Raw genomic sequence first — 17818 nt, forward strand, 5'->3', positions numbered from 1 at the left:
AGCGATTTCTACCTAAACTTAAAATAAGGACTGACTAAATAAGTCGGATGCGTTTGGCTACTCGGCGTAATAAAAGAACCAGCATCTCAACCGCAATTTACAAAAAAGAAGCGGGATTGTAATAATTGCACCGCCTTGAGTCAATTCACATTGCGCTAGCTTACTTGGTTATCTGCAAAAACGGGGGGAATTTCCGGTTTTGGCTCGTGGATCGCTCAAAGATCCCGCCTGGCTAATGACGCACCATCCATAAAAGGAACCCAAGTATCATACGTCGGGCAAATATTATACGGACTTGGGGTGAAATCGCAAGAAAACCTGAGAGATCTTTCACTTTATCTCATAGGATCTTCCGTGGATAACCGGTTGACAATGTAAAAATTGTGGCTCACTGGGCGCGATCTTGCCTGTAATGCGGCATCAGGGGTGAAAAGAACGCTGCCCAAAGCGGGCCTGTGGATAAAATGGATCTAATCTGTGAGGAAGAGGAGGATCTCTGGCGCGTATTGAGCTATGATCCTGAATTGCAATCGTGATCTCCCAAGTGGGGATATTGAAGAAAATAAACCGTTGAAGACGGTTCACATCCCCCACAGGTCAACAGCCGATGCCGGGTATGTATCAAAAATCATGAGTTATAAATAAAACAGTAGCCTGATTCTTATTATTGATCTTGTTCGAGTGGAGTCCGCCGTGTCACTTTCGCTTTGGCAGCAATGTCTTGCCCGATTGCAGGATGAGTTACCTGCCACAGAATTTAGTATGTGGATACGCCCATTACAGGCGCAACTGAGTGACAATACCCTAGCGCTGTATGCACCTAATCGTTTTGTGCTGGATTGGGTTCGCGATAAGTACTTAAACAATATCAATGGTCTGCTAAATGATTTCTGTGGTACAGATGCGCCTTTGCTGCGTTTTGAAGTGGGCAGTAAACCTATCAGCCAAATTATCAGCCAGACCCTAGCCGTCAACGCTCCGGCTGCACCAGTGGCACGTACTGCGCCTTCGCGCCCAAGCTGGGACAATGCGGCGCCGCAGCCTGAACTCTCTTACCGCTCTAACGTTAACCCAAAGCACACCTTTGATAATTTTGTTGAGGGTAAATCCAACCAATTGGCGCGCGCGGCGGCACGTCAGGTGGCGGACAACCCTGGCGGTGCCTATAATCCGTTGTTTCTGTATGGCGGCACCGGCTTGGGTAAAACTCACCTGCTACACGCGGTTGGCAACGGTATCATGGCGCGCAAGGCCAATGCCAAAGTGGTTTACATGCACTCTGAGCGCTTTGTACAGGACATGGTTAAAGCTTTGCAGAACAACGCTATTGAAGAATTTAAGCGCTATTATCGCTCAGTCGATGCGTTACTGATCGATGACATTCAGTTCTTTGCCAACAAGGAGCGTTCGCAGGAAGAGTTCTTCCATACCTTTAACGCTTTGTTGGAAGGCAATCAGCAGATCATACTGACCTCGGATCGCTATCCCAAAGAGATTAACGGGGTAGAGGATCGTCTTAAATCTCGCTTCGGCTGGGGGCTAACGGTGGCTATCGAACCGCCGGAGCTGGAAACCCGCGTAGCGATATTGATGAAAAAGGCCGACGAGAATGATATTCGTCTGCCGGGCGAAGTGGCGTTCTTTATCGCCAAGCGTCTGCGTTCCAACGTACGTGAGCTAGAAGGCGCATTGAACCGCGTGATCGCCAACGCAAACTTCACTGGCCGTGCCATCACCATCGACTTCGTGCGTGAAGCGTTGCGCGATTTGTTGGCGTTGCAAGAAAAGCTGGTCACTATCGACAATATTCAGAAGACGGTGGCGGAGTACTATAAAATCAAAGTCGCGGATTTGCTGTCTAAGCGGCGTTCGCGTTCAGTTGCCCGCCCACGCCAAATGGCGATGGCATTGGCAAAAGAACTCACCAACCACAGCCTGCCAGAAATCGGCGATGCATTTGGTGGCCGCGATCATACCACGGTGTTGCACGCCTGCCGGAAGATCGAGCAGTTACGTGAGGAAAGTCACGACATCAAAGAAGATTTCTCCAATTTAATCAGAACATTATCTTCCTAGCGCTATGAAATTTATCGTTGAACGTGAGCATCTGCTAAAACCGCTGCAACAGGTGAGTAGCCCATTGGGTGGCCGCCCAACGCTGCCGATTCTGGGTAACCTGCTGTTGCAGGTGATGGAAGGTTCTCTGTTGCTAACCGGCACCGATCTGGAGATGGAGATGGTGGCTCGCGTCGCCTTGTCCCAGCCTCATGAAGCTGGTGCGACAACCGTGCCCGCGCGTAAATTCTTTGATATATGCCGTGGCTTGCCGGAAGGGGCAGAGATCGTCGTAACGCTGGAGAACGAACGCATATTGGTGCGTTCTGGCCGCAGCCGTTTCTCACTGTCCACACTGCCAGCAGCGGATTTTCCGAACTTGGACGATTGGCAGAGCGAAGTGGAATTTACCCTGCCGCAGGCAACGCTGAAGCGCCTGATCGAAGCCACCCAATTTTCGATGGCCCATCAAGACGTGCGTTATTACCTGAACGGCATGCTGTTTGAAACCGAAGGCGAAGAACTGCGTACTATCGCCACTGATGGTCACCGTCTGGCGGTATGCTCAATGCCAATAGGTCAACAGCTACCGTCACATTCGGTGATTGTGCCGCGTAAAGGGGTGATGGAACTGGTACGCCTGCTGGATAGCGGTGATACTCCATTGCAATTGCAGATTGGCAGCAACAACATTCGCGCCCATGTGGGGGATTTTATCTTTACCTCCAAGCTGGTTGATGGCCGATTCCCGGATTATCGCCGCGTGTTGCCGAAGAACCCCGATAAAATACTGGAAGCGGGCTGTGATCTGCTCAAGCAGGCGTTTGCCCGCGCGGCCATCCTGTCGAACGAGAAATTTCGTGGTGTGCGGTTGTACGCCAGCCACAACCAGTTGAAGATCACCGCCAACAATCCTGAACAGGAAGAAGCAGAAGAGATCCTGGATGTCAGCTATGACGGCACAGAGATGGAAATTGGCTTCAATGTCAGCTATGTACTGGACGTTTTGAACGCCCTCAAGAGTGAAAGTGTACGCCTGCTGCTCACCGATTCGGTCTCCAGTGTGCAGATTGAAGATGGCGTCAGCCAGGCGGCAGCCTACGTCGTCATGCCAATGCGTCTCTGAACGATGGTGGGCATTTTTACTTGCCCCTTTGCGATTGGGCAGTACTCGCAATCCTCACGTACTCTGTGTACGCTCCGGTTGCTGCGCGCTGGCCGCACGCAAATGGTCAGCGACGATTACGCTCTGGGTTGTTCGATGATTAAGATAACTGCAGCATGGCTTTGACGCGTTTACTGATTAAAGACTTTCGCAATATCGAAGCGGCGGATTTGGCGCTGGTGCCGGGATTCAACTTTCTGGTTGGTGCCAACGGCAGTGGGAAAACCAGCGTGCTGGAGGCGGTGTATACCCTCGGCCATGGGCGCGCTTTCCGCAGTTTACAGGCCGGGCGGGTGATCCGCCATGAGCAGCCAGAATTCGTATTGCATGGCCGTATTGACGGCGCAGAACGTGAGATCTCCGTAGGATTAAGCAAGAATCGGCAGAGTGAGAGCAAAGTACGCATCGATGGCAGTGATAGTCACAAAGTGGCTGAGCTAGCGCAACTATTACCGATGCAGCTAATCACTCCCGAAGGTTTTACCCTGCTAAACGGCGGGCCGAAATTCCGGCGCGCTTTTTTGGACTGGGGATGTTTTCATAACGATCCCGGTTTCTTCACCGCCTGGAGTCACCTGAAACGGTTACTGAAGCAGCGCAATGCGGCACTGCGCCAGGTCAGTCGTTATGCACAGATCCGCGCCTGGGATCAGCAACTGATCCCATTGGCTGAGCGCATCAGTGAGTGGCGGGCAAAATACAGCGAGGCGATCGCCGCAGATATCACCGCGACCTGCGCGCAGTTTCTGCCCGAATTTGCCCTAAGTTTCTCTTTCCAGCGCGGCTGGGAAAAAGAGAGCGACTACGGAGAACTGCTGGAGCGCTTGTTTGAACGCGACAGAGCGTTGACCTATACCGCAGCAGGGCCGCATAAGGCGGACTTCCGCATCCGTGCCGCTGGCACGCCGGTAGAGGATTTATTATCGCGCGGTCAACTGAAACTGCTGATGTGCGCGTTGCGCTTAGCACAGGGTGAGTTTCTCACCCGGCAGAGCGGGCGGCGTTGCCTGTACCTGATTGATGATTTTGCCTCCGAGCTGGATATTGGTCGTCGCCGGTTGCTGGCCGATCGCCTGAAAGCCACTCAGGCCCAAGTCTTTGTCAGCGCAGTCAGCGCTGAACAAGTGACCGACATGGCCGGTGAAAAGGGCAAGATGTTCCGTGTGGAACAAGGTAAAATAGCGGTTCAACCACAAGACTAAAATGAGCGAGAAACGTTGATGTCGAATTCTTATGACTCCTCAAGTATCAAGGTATTAAAAGGGCTGGATGCGGTGCGTAAGCGCCCAGGCATGTATATCGGCGACACCGATGATGGCACCGGTCTACACCACATGGTATTCGAGGTTGTAGACAACGCTATCGACGAAGCACTCGCGGGCCACTGTAGTGACATTCAGGTAGCCATACATGCTGATAACTCTGTTTCGGTGCAAGATGATGGCCGTGGTATCCCGACTGGCTTGCATCCAGAGGAAGGGGTTTCTGCCGCTGAGGTCATCATGACGGTGCTGCATGCCGGGGGGAAATTTGATGATAACTCCTACAAAGTGTCCGGTGGTCTGCACGGCGTGGGCGTCTCAGTGGTTAACGCCCTTTCAGAGAAGCTGGAGCTGGTGATCCGCCGCGAAGGCAAGGTGCATGAGCAGACTTACGGCCACGGCGAGCCGCAGGCACCGCTGAAGGTGGTGGGTGAAACCGACCAGACTGGCACCATGGTGCGTTTCTGGCCGAGCTATCAGACCTTCACTAACGTCACCGAATTTGAATATGACATTCTGGCCAAGCGCCTGCGCGAGTTGTCTTTCCTTAACTCTGGCGTATCTATCCGTTTGAAGGACAAGCGCACCGACCGCGAAGATCACTTCCATTACGAGGGCGGCATCAAGGCGTTTGTCGAGTACTTGAACAAGAACAAGACCCCCATCCATCCAAATGTGTTCTATTTTTCCACCGTGAAAGATGACATTGGCGTGGAAGTAGCGTTGCAGTGGAACGATGGCTTCCAAGAAAACATTTATTGTTTCACCAACAACATTCCACAACGTGATGGCGGTACCCACTTGGTCGGCTTCCGCACCGCGATGACCCGCACGCTGAACAGCTACATGGAAAAGGAAGGCTACAGTAAGAAGGCCAAGATCAGTGCCACCGGTGATGATGCGCGTGAGGGGCTGATCGCGGTAGTTTCAGTTAAAGTGCCAGACCCCAAATTCTCTTCCCAGACTAAGGACAAGCTGGTTTCTTCCGAGGTGAAAACTGCGGTTGAAACGCTGATGAACGAGAAACTGGTGGATTACCTGATGGAAAATCCCACCGATGCTAAAATTGTGGTCGGCAAAATTATTGATGCAGCGCGCGCCCGTGAAGCGGCGCGTAAAGCGCGTGAAATGACCCGCCGTAAAGGTGCGCTGGATCTGGCAGGGTTGCCGGGCAAGCTGGCTGACTGCCAAGAACGCGACCCAGCGTTGTCCGAACTGTACCTGGTGGAAGGGGACTCTGCGGGCGGCTCAGCCAAGCAAGGGCGCAACCGCAAGAACCAAGCGATCCTGCCGCTCAAGGGTAAAATCCTTAACGTTGAGAAGGCGCGTTTCGACAAAATGCTGTCTTCGCAGGAAGTGGCAACACTGATCACCGCGCTGGGTTGCGGCATTGGTCGTGACGAATACAACCCGGACAAGCTGCGTTATCACAGTATCATCATCATGACTGATGCTGATGTCGATGGTTCGCACATCCGCACTTTGCTGCTGACCTTCTTCTACCGTCAGATGCCGGAGATCATTGAACGCGGCTACGTGTTCATTGCTCAACCGCCGCTGTACAAGGTAAAAAAAGGCAAGCAGGAGCAGTACATTAAAGACGATGAGGCGATGGATCAGTACCTGATCTCCATCGCAATGGACGGCGCATCCCTGCACATCAACGCCAGCGCTCCGCCCTTGGCTGGTGAGCAGTTGGAAAAACTGGTTGCCGAGTACTACAGCGTGCAAAAGCTGATCGACCGCATGGAGCGCCGCTACCCGCGCGCACTGCTTAACCGACTGATCTACCAGCCAACCCTGGGTGAAGGCGATCTGAGCGATCAGACCAAAGTGAAGGAATGGATTGGTTCACTGGCGCAGTTGCTGAACGACAAAGAACAGCATGGCAGCAACTATGACTTCGTGACCTTTGAGAACCGCGAACGCCAGATGTTTGAGCCAGCGCTGCGCATTCGTACCCACGGCGTTGACACCGATTATCAACTGGACTTCGATTTCATCCACGGTGGCGAATATCGCAAAATCTGCCAACTGGGTGAAAAACTGCGTGGCCTAATCGAAGAAGGTGCCTTTATCGAACGCGGCGAACGCCGCCAGCCGGTAGACAGCTTTGAGCAGGCGCTGGAATGGCTGGTAAAAGAATCACGCCGGGGTTTGTCCGTACAACGTTATAAAGGTCTGGGCGAGATGAACCCAGATCAGCTATGGGAAACCACCATGGATCCAGAAAGCCGCCGCATGCTGCGTGTGACCATTAAGGACGCTATCGCCGCCGACCAGTTGTTCACCACCCTGATGGGGGATGCGGTTGAACCGCGCCGAGTCTTTATCGAAGAAAACGCCCTGAAAGCGGCAAACATCGATATCTAACAGGTTATCGCCATGAAAATCTGCGCCGGTCGACCTGGCGCGGATTTTGGGATGGTAAGTGGCTTTGTTGAATAAATCGAACTTTTGCCCTCGCCCAATTACTATAACTGGGAACGTCCTCATAGCGCTCACAGCGGTAAAACGCCGATGGAGCGCTACTTCGAACGTGCTGAGCAAACGCCATACTCTGATGCCGCTCACGCAAACTATCAGCCCAGTGAAGAGCATATTCAGGAACAGAATGACAAGCTTGAACTTGAGCTGAGAAAATTGAAACGATGTCTATGAATCACACACCGGAATTGCTCTCTTGGGCAACGTCATCAAGTAGCTCCATACGGCATACACGACCCTCAGGTGCTAGAAGCAACAAATGCGTGAGTCGCGTAAATTGAAGACTGTATCCTAACGCTTGGCCCGGAACTTCAGTTTTACGCTTGGACATAGATTGACCTTTCGCTTTTGAAATTGCCATATGGTTCCATCCAAAATAGAAGGGGCTTTCTCGCCCTTGTTTACATTTTACAAGAAGATTATGGTGAAAATCTAGGCTATCACCCAGAATCCGATGTCAGCTCACATTTGAAACCATGTTATTGATATCCGGGCCTGTAAATAATTCTGTGTAACTGCTACTGTATTAAAGGTGATCGCTCAGGCGGTCACCGAACTTGATAATAAAACGACTCATTGCCAGCCGCCAGTTCTGGATTGGCATACTCCATTTTTTTGAGGCATCTCTGATCGCCAGATAAATTACTTTACGTACTGAGTCGTTCGTCGGGAACACCTTACGTTTCTTTATTGCCTGTCGAATAACGCTGTTTAGCGACTCGATGGCATTCGTGGTGTAGATCGCCTTGTAGATATCAGGTGAGTAGCCGAAGAACGTATTGAGATTTTTCCAGTGCGCACGCCAGCTTTTGCTGATTTGCAGATACTGTTCTCCGTCATTTAAAAAACTGACACCACATCAGGTAGCACAAAACGTTGAACCCGGCGCTGAAGTCGTTATCTGCTGTGAAGCCGATGAACAGTGGTCTTATGTACAGAATAAAGGTCATCCACGCTGGTTATTCTACGCTTATGATCGCATCAGAAAGCGGGGCCTCGCGCATGTACTGGGGCCACGTAATGCGCTGACTTTACGGCGGCTTCTGGCTTTGCTGAGCTTGTTTACTATCGCTTTCTACATGACTGACGCCTGGCCTGTCTACCGGGCTTTACTGCCCTCACCAGTCATGTCATCAGCAAAAATATACCCAGCGGATAGAGCGGCATAATCTCAATTTGTGAACCCATCTTAAACGACTGGCCCGCAGGACTATCTGTTTCTCGAAGTCAGAAGAAATGCACGATAAGCTCATTGGGGGGTATCTGACGATCAATCATTACCACTCAGTCTGCGTCACGACCGAAATTTTCGCCAGATAACCAGGCCATTAAATTAAAACCAATCCATGCTTCTGCGTGGATTTTTTCATCTGAAAGCGAAAGTTCTTCAGAACATTTTTAAATGTTTACCGATCAGCAACAGAGCGTTTAGTACATAAGGATTTATTGTGCTGCGATTTTAATCTATTGTCGGGCTACCCATTTTAAATAGTGTACAGATATTCTGATGGAAAAAACTCTCACAACGCCGCTGGTGGTGTTGATCGTTTGCCTGTCCGTTGGCGGATTAATTTCCACGGACATTTTCTTACCGGCGCTCGGCAATATGACTGATTTTTATAAAGTTACCGAGGCACAAATACAGAACGCCATTGCTATTTTTTTATTTGCCGTTTCTTTCTCTCAGCTAATATATGGCCCATTAAGCGATAGTCTGGGAAGGAAAAAGGTGCTTATAGCCGGGGGCATTATCTGGCTAGTGTCAACGGTAGGGGTGATTTATACCACTAATATTAACGAATTATTGGTTTTTCGTCTCTTTCAGGGAATCGGTTCCTGCGCTGGCATTACGGTTAGTCGGGCAATTATCAATGACATGATGGACAAAAAATCATCTGCTCAATTGTATCTGGTAATTTTTCCTTTTGTCGGTATGTCTCCGGCGATTGCTCCGATGATTGGTGGGGTGCTGACGCAGTATTTTGGCTGGCACGCGTGTTTTATCTTTTTAACATTATTCATCATTCTTACGCTGGGATTATGTTTCACTTCATTAAAAGAAACCTTGCCTCCTGAAAAAAGGCACCGTCTGAGCATATCAGCGTCGGTAACCAATACCTGCAATGTTTTACTGAATAAAAAATTCCTCTATTATGCGGCAATTCCCTGTTTTGCCTACGCGACTTATTTTGCCTATATCGTAGAGTCGCCTTTTATTTTGGGCAAACTGGGGTTGTCTCCAGTCTATGTAGGTTACACCTATGTGCTGCTATCAGCCAGTTATGTAGCCGGTAATCTGACGGCGAAAAAAATATCGCGGAAGGAAAGTGTTGAGGCAACCCTGCGCAAGGGGTACATCATTTTTGTTCTCGGTGGAAGTATATTCGCAGTGCAGATGTACATCAGCCCACAGCCTTTAATTTCCAGCGTTATTGCTATTTCTATTCTTACTTTTGGCAACGGTTTTTTATTGCCGCTGGGTACGGCATCCGCTATTGCAGCCCACTCGCAGGCATCCGGCACCGCTTCTGGATTGATGGGTGCACTACAGCTTGGTAGCGCAGCCTTTTCGTCGTTTCTTATCGGCAAAGTTTCAGCGCATAACCCAGAAATGACGGCGCTTATTATCGCTGTGGCTGCTGTTATTGGGTTTGTGCTATATCTGCTCGGCCAGGTACGGTTGGTTAATTATATAGAAAATGAAGAGAGTGAAATAAAATGATTAATAATATTGATGTGACTTTACGGGATGGTGGCTATCAGAACGGTTTTTGTTTTCCTTCTGACTACGCGGCAAAACACGCTCAGATGCTAACTGAAAGCGGTGTTGAATGGATTGAGATAGGTTATCGCAATGGATCATTTAAGCCTATTCCCAATATCGGCATGACGGGACTGTCTCCAGACAGCTATATACGGTACATTCACGACTTTGTGCCTGATGTAAAAATAGTAGTAATAGCGCACCCGCATAATATTACCACTGAAGATATTCAGGAGATGAAAGCGAATGGCTTAAGCATGATCCGCCTGTGTATTAAAGCAGATAACCCGCAGCCTGCTCTTGAGTTGTGTAAATTTGCCAAATCTGTTGGCCTGAAGGTCAGCATTAATTTTGTGCGCGTTAGCCAGGTGGATGTCAAGAGGCTGATTGAGGTTGCGCTTCTCTGCCAGAACGCCGGAGCTGATATTTTGTATCTTGCCGATTCGAACGGCAGTTTACTGCCGGAGCAAGTGTCACACTTGGTGCAAATTATTAAAACCAACACCTATCTGGAAGTTGGTTTCCATGCCCATGATAATCTCGGGCTTGCCGTGGCTAATTCAATCGAGGCTATTAAGGCGGGGGGGACGTTTATTGATAGCTCGCTTACCGGGATGGGCAAAGGCTCGGGTAATTTGGCACTGGAAAGCTGGCTTGCGCTGCTTAATTTTTATGAGCAGCAAGAGATGTACAACATCAGCATGGTATTGAGCCAAATTAATATATTGCAGTCCAGCGACTTCTTTAATGCCTCTAAGCGCACCGTGCTGGACATAATTATGGGTCTATCAAATCTTAGCACCGATTATCTCAGAATGGTTGAAAACATTCTCGAACAGGATATTTCTTCGGTGTTTAGAGAAATTAAAAAAATCACGACGGAGAATGTGGCGTGAATAAAATGGATATCGTCATTATGGCACCAATAATGCCTGTCTGGGATAATGGGATGTTCTGCAAACCACTGCTTTCTATACTGACGAATAAAGGTTTTAGGGTATCAATTGTTGATACGTTATCGCTGATTCATTCCACCGATCTGCAAGAAACTATCGACGCGGTTCATCATGAACTTATTGCCAGGGCGGTCTCACCTTTTCTGCTGGTGGGGTTTGCAATGGCGGGTACCCTGGTGCAAATGCTTTCTCACCGAATTGACTGCCTGACCGGCGTCATTTCAATCAGCGCGCCGGGATACGCCGATTATCTGTTGAATGAACGCATTGGTTATCTGATGTCGCTGCTCAGCAAGGGTTATTTAGACGAGGCAATTAAGGCGCTGCATCAATTTGTGGTGCCTGAGGGGCAAACCGCCGGGCAGATGGCACTCTCTATTCCCGAGTCGCAACGACAAGAGGCGACAGAAAGAATGCTGCGAGGGTTTTCGCTATTGCTGAAGTTAGATGCAAGGCTCACCATTGCGCAGTACCACGGAAAATATCTCGGCATTGTCGGGGAAAAATCACAGCTGGCGACCTGGAGTAATCAGACCCACAGCGGCAATCCGAAACACCGCTATGAGCGTATTCCGGGAGCAGGCATGCGGCCCTGGAATGATAACGCTTCTGCCATCAACTTGCTGGTTAATGAATGGGTTGAGGAACTATGAAAAAAGTACTGATTCTTCCCGGCGATGGTATCGGCCAGGAAGTTTGCGAGGCGGCGCTGCCCGTTATTAGCGCGTTGAATTTGCCGATAACACTTTCGTGGGGCGAAATCGGCTGGGAGTGCTGGAAAAAGGCGGGAGATCCTGTACCGGCGCAGACGTGGGACAAAATACGCCAGGTTGACGCCGTACTGGTGGGGGCGATTACCAGTAAAGGCAAAGCTGAAGCTGAGCGCGCGCTTCCTGCACATCTTCAGGGCGAAAGTATTGCTTACCTGTCACCGGTCATTCAACTGCGGCAAAGGCTGGGTCTGTTTGCCAACATCCGCCCGGTTAGGTATATCGAAGGCGCTCGTCGCCCGTTCCGCTGCTGTGTTATCCGTGAAAATACCGAAGGACTCTATTCCGGAATGGATTTTAAAGGCATTGGAGCGGAGGTTTCCGATTGGTTAAAACACCCTAATATCGACAAATATGGGCCGGAAGAGGCGGCATGGACAGTGCGCCTGCAAACCCGCTTCGGGCTGGAGCGTCTGTTTTATACGACCTTTGACTATGCCCGCCAGCACCACTTTAGCCGCGTGACCTTTGCCGATAAACCAAACGTTATGCGCGAAAGCGGCCACTTCGCAGCCGAGGTATTTTACGAGGTGGCGGCGCAATTTTCTGATATTGCGGCAGATATCCAAAACGTCGATGCCGTGGCGCTACGGCTGGTACTTAAGCCTGATGAATACGGCGTAATCGTCGCCGAGAATATGTTTGGCGATATTTTATCCGACCTTGCGGCGGGCATGATGGGCGGGTTAGGTTTGGCCCCAAGTGCCAATGTTGGGAGCCATATCCCTTATTTTGAGCCGGTACACGGTAGCGCACCGGGTATGGCTGGGAAGAATAAAGCCAACCCTTCCGCAATGTTCTATAGCATCGCTCTGATGCTGGACTATCTCGGATTTCACCGCCAGGCGAAGGCGATTGATCTTGCCGTTGACCGGGTGATCCGGGAAGGAAAGATCACAACCTATGATTTAGGTGGCACAGCGACGACGCAACAAATGGCTCATGCCATTATCCGCACCATCAATGCACCTGCGGTAACCAGAACGGCTTGCGTGATAACCATCGGCGATGAATTGCTGTCGGGGCAGTATCAGAACAGTAATCAACAGCACTTAAGTCAGCTTTTGGCTGCAGCTGATTATCAGGTCAGGTTGCAAATTGTCTGTGCAGATAATATCCGGCAAATCAGCAGGATACTTAATGCCTGCTGTGGGCAGAATGAACTGGTTGTGGTATGCGGGGGGCTGGGACCAACATCCGACGATAAAACCCGAGAGGCGGTAGCGAATGCCGTTAATCACCCGCTTATTCACCATGAGAATGTCTGGGTAACCATCCAACAGCAGTTACGCAAGCTTGGGGTGCCGGACGACAAGTCAAATCGTCTTCAGGCATTATTTCCGTCCGGCTCCCGCATCCTAGCTAACCCTTCCGGTACTGCGCCGGGTTTCTATATCTCTTCCGGGGGCAGCCAGGTTGTGGCTTTGCCCGGGCCGCCATCCCAGGCTCTCCCTATGCTGGAGAGCTACTTATCCCTCACGAATAAACGTGAGGCAGGCAAGAACAAATATGACTGGATGCTGATTGGTATTTCTGAGGGGGAAGTTGAGTCAAAGGTCAGAGAACTACTGCCGTTTACTGAATGGGATATCCATTTTTTGTGGAAAAGCCCGTATGTGCTGATGCAAATAGAAACACCGCCGTCGCAGCCCATGCAGCAATCAATACTTAATACCTTGGACGAGATTTTCCAGGCGCACCTGGTCAGTAAAAATAATAAAACAGCCGTCAATTTGCTGAATGACGTTTGTGATATCAGTTGGGCTACGCCGGATGCTGCGTTGTCGGTATTGCTCCTGAATGAGAAAAGCGTTACGGAGGGCAAACCACCGCTCTGCGCTGAAGTCAGCATTAACCCGACGCTGGCGAGCGTTGTAACCAGTGATAACCTGTTAGAAAAAATGACGATGTCGGTGCGCCTTCAAAGCGGAGCAACACAAACGGTCGCTTTCCCTTACAAGAATACCTTACTCCAGAAAAGTATTCCGGAATACGCCGCCTGGTGCGTTTTGAATGCTCTGGCTACCGATAATGGATGACCGCATGATGAATAAAACTCTGACCAATATTCGCCATCGCCTGCTGGCTCTGGATACAGCTTCGGTATCAGATGCGCTGGATAGCATTTATATAGCCGGGGGTATTCAGGGCATTAAACCACAGGTAGCGGGGCATAAAATCGCCGGCCCGGCGTTCACGGTTCAGTATGAAGCTTATGAACCGGAGAAAAACACCTTTATGAACGCCGGAACCTATATTGACGAGGTACCGGAAGGAGCGGTTATTGTCGTTGATAATCAGGGCAGGAATGATTGCACCAGTTGGGGTAACATCCTGACCACTAAAGCGTTGCAGAAAAACATTGCGGGCACGGTAATCCACGGTTCTGCAAGGGACATCTCCGATATCCGTAAAATGAATTACCCGCTGTTTGCCGCGAATATTTTTATGGTTTCTGGCAAGAATCGGGCACGCATTAAGGCCGTGCAATGCGGGCTGAATATCAACGGCGTGAAGATAGAGCCTGGCGACTGGATTATGGGCGATGATAACGGGGTATTGGTGATACCGCGCGATAATCTAATGGAAGTGGTCTTACGCGCCGAAAATGTCGAAAAAACGGAACATCGGATCCTCAGCAACATCAGCGAAGGCACAAAGCTTGAAGATGCGCGCAATGCGCTGGGATACGCAGTTCCGTGGGAACTAAAGGGATGAGCCACTCTTTTTTTGCCTACTGGTCACCACGGCTTCGCTTTCTGGACGTTCATTATCATGCCAGCCCGGACAGCTACCGCCGGCGCTACACGGCGCTTGAGGCCGGGCAGCGCTATGCCAAACTGAAGGGCGGCGTAGTGTTGAAAAACCATCTGGGCAGCGTATCCGCTCTGGCCACGGCGCTGCAACATCAGGGGCTGCCGGTGTTTGGCTCAATTGTACTTAATGCCCTTGCCGGTGGGTTAAGTCTCAGTGCGGTAAAACAGGCACTAAGTCAGTATCAGTTCGATGCGGCTCCCCGGCTGCTGGTACACCTGCCAACGATTGTCCGCAGCGAGCACCGGAGCGCGTTAACGCGGACGTTCGCTAACAAATATGCTCGTGAAAATGCGCAGCAACCGTTATCTATTACCGATGACGATGGCAGAATTCGCCCCGATGTTGAGGCGCTGATCGAGTTTGCACGATATCACAATATCGTGCTTTCTTCAGGGCATGCGACGAAAGGGCAGACCTTACGCCTGATTGAGGCGGTGGAGAAAGCTGGCGGCTGTCGGTTAATGCTGAATCAACCGGCTAATCCCATCACCGGGTTTTCCGCTCGCGAACTCAGAGCGCTGGGGCACTATAGTTGGCTTTACATCGAACAATGCGCCCTCACCGTCTACCTTAAATACCAGACAGAAGAAGATATGTATGACGTGCTGTCGGGCGTTAACAATGTTGTGTACAGCTCCGATCTTGGTCAGCCGAGCCAGCCGAGCGTTGGCCACTGGCTGGCCGACAGTGAAGCCTGGTTTCACAACGCGGGGTTGGCGGACGATAAGATAGACGCGGTTAGGCGGCTCAACCCTCTCAGGATGTTGGATCCGCAACCGTCGCCAGATTAAGCGTGCGGATGAAGTCGATAAATGCCTGCTCCTTCGGAGAAGGTTTGGGATTAACATGCACCACATACATCGGGAGCGGGGGTGGCATAAACTCGTCGAGTACGGACACGATCTCGCCTGAGTTAATGCCGTCTCTCACGGTAAAGTCGGGCAGATAGACAATACCAAGACCGTTTTTTACCATTTGATAGAGATCCAGGCTGTTGCTCACTCTCGAGGTACAAGAAAGGCGAACTTCCGTTAACTCGCCTTCAATCATGAACTTCCACGAGCGGCAGTGGTTGTCAAAATGGAACAGACAGGTGTGGCTTTGCAATTCGTCCGGGTGGCCGGGCAGCCCGTAGCGCCGCACATAATCGGGTGCAACGCAGGCGTGTTTTCGCCAGTAGCCCAGCAGGGAATAGTAAAGGTTGCTGTCCGGCAGGGGGCCACACTGTAGCGCCAGGTCGAAGCCATGGCTAAACAACTCCATGCAGTGATTGCCGGTTACCGTTTCGAGCCTGAGCTGCGGGTACTGTTCGAAGAACTGACGGAGGTTAGGAATAATGTGCAAATGATTAATGGAATGGGGAATACCGACCTTCAGGCAGCCGCTGACTTCGGCATTAAAGCTTTTCACATCCCGCATGCAGGATTCATAGTCGTCAATAATCGATACGCAGCGCTGATACAGTTGCTCTCCGGCTGTGGTCAGCAGTACCTTTCGCGAATTGCGCTTAAAAAGCGGTATTTTTAGCTCATGCTCTAGCTTTTCAATGCGGCGGCTCACCATAGCTGGGGATATTTTCATGGCAATAGCCGCGGCCCTGAATCCCTGGCACTCAACGACCATTCTGAACGCTTTCATGTATTCCATCACGGCCCGTACCCTCCAGTTAGTCCATAACTTTAGTGGTGTTAATGTGTCGCATTTATTAGAGGAGGTCTTTACGACGCTGAGGAATTGATGACTTTGGCCGAGAAAACAAAAAATCCTCGCGGAGTTCACTTTATGTTCCGCAAATTACTATTTGTTCATATCCAACACTTCATAGAGTGCATCGCCCATTCCTCGCACCAGCCAGCGGTAGAACTGAAGCACTTCCCGTGCGATGCCACATATCAATTGGTGATTTCTCAATCATGCCCATAATATTGCATAATCACTCTTATTTGCAGTTTTATGATATTAAAAAACTCACGCAAACACTAGATGGTAATTTGAAGCTCGCTTGAAAGGTGTTGTAGCGAAATTGAGTGTTCGTCTCTGAGCAAATTGACATGTGTGATTCATTAGACATCGTTTCACTATAATGCCTCACGATGAACAGGGAAATTCAACAGCGATTGCTGTGGGTAAAACTCTAGGTAAATTCTGGTGACGCAAGGCTTGTATGTCGCCGTTGTGGTATCTCGCGCCCGTACATTACGTAGTGGTTACGCACCCTGGTGCGCGTTTAACGTACGCACAACGGCATTAATGCTGACATGTAGCGCCCGTGCGGTATCCCAACTACCGATATTGTTTATCGCAAGGTCAACAATTTGCTCTTTCATTCCGGGCAGGCAGGCGCGGTAAACTGTAGTGCTGTAGTGGTCAACTAAAACTGGCCACCGCGTTAGAGTTTTTCCAGTATCGGTTTTCCGATTCGTTTGGTGGTAACCCACCGTTATATTCATGCGGCCTGAGCGCGCTGTAATACCCAACGATATAGTCCGTTATTGCGTGGGCTGCATCGCTGAAGTTTATGTAACCCGTCACCGGTACCCATTCGTTCTTCAGACTCCTGAAGAAGCGCTCCATTGGGCTATTATCCCAGCAGTTTCCACGCCGACTCATACTCTGTCTGATCCGATACCTCCACAGTGACTGCCGGAACTGTCTGCTTGTGTAATGGCTGCCCTGATCGCTGTGGAACATCACTCCGGCTGGTTTTCCCCGGGCCTCCCACGCCATCTCCAGCGCTTTGATGGTCAGCCTGCTGTCCGGTGAGAACGACATTGCCCAGCCCACCGGTTTTCTCGCGAACAGGTCGAGAACAACGGCGAGGTAGGCCCAGCGCCTGCCTGTCCAGATATAGGTCACATCGCCACACCACACCTGATTAGGCTCTGTCACTGCGAACTGCCGCTCAAGGTGATTCGGGATAGCGATGTGTTCAAGGCCACCGCATTTATACCGATGAGTGGGCTGTTGACAACTGACCAGCCCCAGCTCTTTCATGAGCCTGCCGGCGAGCCATCGTCCCATCCTGAAGCCCTTCATGGTTGCCATAGTTGCGATACTCCTTGCGCCAGCAGAGCCATGGCTGACGCTATGCAGTTCCAGTACCTGGCTGCGTAATACAGCTCGTCTGCCATCTGGTTTTTCAGGACGGTTTTTCCAGTATTTGTAGCTGCTGCGATGAACCCCGAACACGTGGCAGAGTGTGACCACCGGATAATGCGCTCTGAGTTTCCCGATTATCGAGAACTGTTCAGGGAGTCTGACATCAAGAGCGCGGTAGCCTTTTTTAATATTTCGTTTTCCATTTCAATACGTTGTATTTTTTTCCTCAGCTCACGTATTTCAATTTGTTCAGGAGTAATGGGAGAGGCTTTAGGTATTTTTCCCTGCCGCTCATCACGCAACTGCTTCACCCATCGCGTCATTGTGGAAAGGCCGACATCCATAGCACTGGCTGCATCTGCCACGGTGTAGTTCTGGTCAACGACCAGTTGAGCGGATTCGCGTTTGAACTCTGCACTGAAATTTCTTTTTTTCATTGAAGC

General features: G+C 50.5%; 12 protein-coding genes and 4 pseudogenes. 12 read left to right on the forward strand and 4 right to left on the reverse strand.

The genetic code is table 11. The features are described from left to right. Positions 1-693 precede the first annotated feature (693 nt). The 5 genes and pseudogenes from dnaA to SYMBAF_RS00025 form a co-directional block, all read left to right on the forward strand. Positions 694-2076 carry a chromosomal replication initiator protein DnaA gene (gene dnaA, locus SYMBAF_RS00005; RefSeq protein ID WP_152609056.1) on the forward strand — a complete coding sequence of 461 codons (1383 nt, stop codon included), beginning with the start codon at positions 694-696 and terminating at the stop codon, positions 2074-2076. Between the two features lie 4 nt (positions 2077-2080). Next, positions 2081-3181 (forward strand): DNA polymerase III subunit beta, encoded by a 1101-nt coding sequence (gene dnaN, locus SYMBAF_RS00010; RefSeq protein WP_040264140.1) that lies wholly within the window; start codon positions 2081-2083, stop codon positions 3179-3181. 155 nt (positions 3182-3336) lie between these two features. Next, entirely contained in the window at positions 3337-4422 is a 1086-nt protein-coding gene (gene recF / locus SYMBAF_RS00015; RefSeq protein ID WP_040264142.1) for a DNA replication/repair protein RecF, read from the forward strand. An 18-nt stretch (positions 4423-4440) separates the two neighbouring features. Beyond that, a complete protein-coding gene (gene gyrB / locus SYMBAF_RS00020) occupies positions 4441-6855 on the forward strand; it encodes a DNA topoisomerase (ATP-hydrolyzing) subunit B (RefSeq protein ID WP_040264144.1) in 2415 nt (804 codons plus the stop codon). Between the two features lie 96 nt (positions 6856-6951). Then, a pseudogene (locus tag SYMBAF_RS00025) lies at positions 6952-7143 on the forward strand (IS481 family transposase); the annotation flags it as partial. Between the two features lie 352 nt (positions 7144-7495). Here the strand turns inward: SYMBAF_RS00025 and SYMBAF_RS00030 are convergent. Next, a pseudogene (locus tag SYMBAF_RS00030) lies at positions 7496-7798 on the reverse strand (transposase); the annotation flags it as partial. On the opposite strand from SYMBAF_RS00030, the pseudogene SYMBAF_RS00035 reads away from it, so the two are divergent. The 7 genes and pseudogenes from SYMBAF_RS00035 to SYMBAF_RS00065 form a co-directional block, all read left to right on the forward strand. Continuing rightward, positions 7792-8289: pseudogene (locus SYMBAF_RS00035) on the forward strand (IS1 family transposase); the annotation flags it as partial. The pseudogenes SYMBAF_RS00030 and SYMBAF_RS00035 sit on opposite strands and share 7 nt — an antisense overlap. A gap of 187 nt (positions 8290-8476) precedes the next feature. Next, on the forward strand, positions 8477-9691 hold the full coding sequence (locus SYMBAF_RS00040; RefSeq protein ID WP_040264152.1) for a multidrug effflux MFS transporter: 1215 nt from the start codon (positions 8477-8479) through the stop codon (positions 9689-9691). Next, a complete protein-coding gene (locus SYMBAF_RS00045; protein WP_040264154.1) occupies positions 9688-10629 on the forward strand; it encodes a beta/alpha barrel domain-containing protein in 942 nt (313 codons plus the stop codon). The genes SYMBAF_RS00040 and SYMBAF_RS00045 overlap by 4 nt, the downstream gene beginning before the upstream one ends. A gap of 5 nt (positions 10630-10634) precedes the next feature. Further along, complete coding sequence (locus SYMBAF_RS00050) at positions 10635-11342, forward strand: hypothetical protein (protein ID WP_040264167.1); 708 nt, start codon at positions 10635-10637, stop codon at positions 11340-11342. Further along, positions 11339-13498: an isocitrate/isopropylmalate family dehydrogenase gene (locus SYMBAF_RS00055; protein ID WP_040264156.1), complete on the forward strand. Its 2160-nt coding sequence runs from the start codon at positions 11339-11341 to the stop codon at positions 13496-13498. Before SYMBAF_RS00050 ends, SYMBAF_RS00055 begins: the two co-directional genes overlap by 4 nt. Before the next feature lie 4 nt (positions 13499-13502). Beyond that, positions 13503-14177, forward strand: coding sequence for an RraA family protein (locus tag SYMBAF_RS00060; RefSeq protein WP_040264169.1), 675 nt, complete (start codon positions 13503-13505; stop codon positions 14175-14177). Further along, positions 14174-15067: a DUF6282 family protein gene (locus SYMBAF_RS00065; RefSeq protein ID WP_040264158.1), complete on the forward strand. Its 894-nt coding sequence runs from the start codon at positions 14174-14176 to the stop codon at positions 15065-15067. Before SYMBAF_RS00060 ends, SYMBAF_RS00065 begins: the two co-directional genes overlap by 4 nt. On the opposite strand, the gene SYMBAF_RS00070 is transcribed toward SYMBAF_RS00065, so the two are convergent. From SYMBAF_RS00070 to SYMBAF_RS00080, 3 genes and pseudogenes are all read right to left on the reverse strand, one after another. Continuing rightward, positions 15033-15923 (reverse strand): LysR family transcriptional regulator, encoded by an 891-nt coding sequence (locus SYMBAF_RS00070; RefSeq protein ID WP_040264160.1) that lies wholly within the window; start codon positions 15921-15923, stop codon positions 15033-15035. The two genes, SYMBAF_RS00065 and SYMBAF_RS00070, sit on opposite strands and share 35 nt — an antisense overlap. A gap of 581 nt (positions 15924-16504) precedes the next feature. Continuing rightward, positions 16505-16624: pseudogene (locus SYMBAF_RS00075) on the reverse strand (IS1-like element transposase); the annotation flags it as partial. A gap of 19 nt (positions 16625-16643) precedes the next feature. Next, a protein-coding gene (locus tag SYMBAF_RS00080; protein ID WP_152609001.1) for an IS3 family transposase occupies positions 16644-17812 on the reverse strand; the annotation gives its coding sequence in 2 pieces (ribosomal slippage) (positions 16644-17563 and positions 17563-17812; 1170 coding nt in all). Positions 17813-17818: the final 6 nt, after the last annotated feature.

The sequence above is a fragment of the Serratia symbiotica genome (assembly GCF_000821185.2).
Classification (GTDB): Bacteria; Pseudomonadota; Gammaproteobacteria; order Enterobacterales; family Enterobacteriaceae; genus Serratia; species Serratia symbiotica.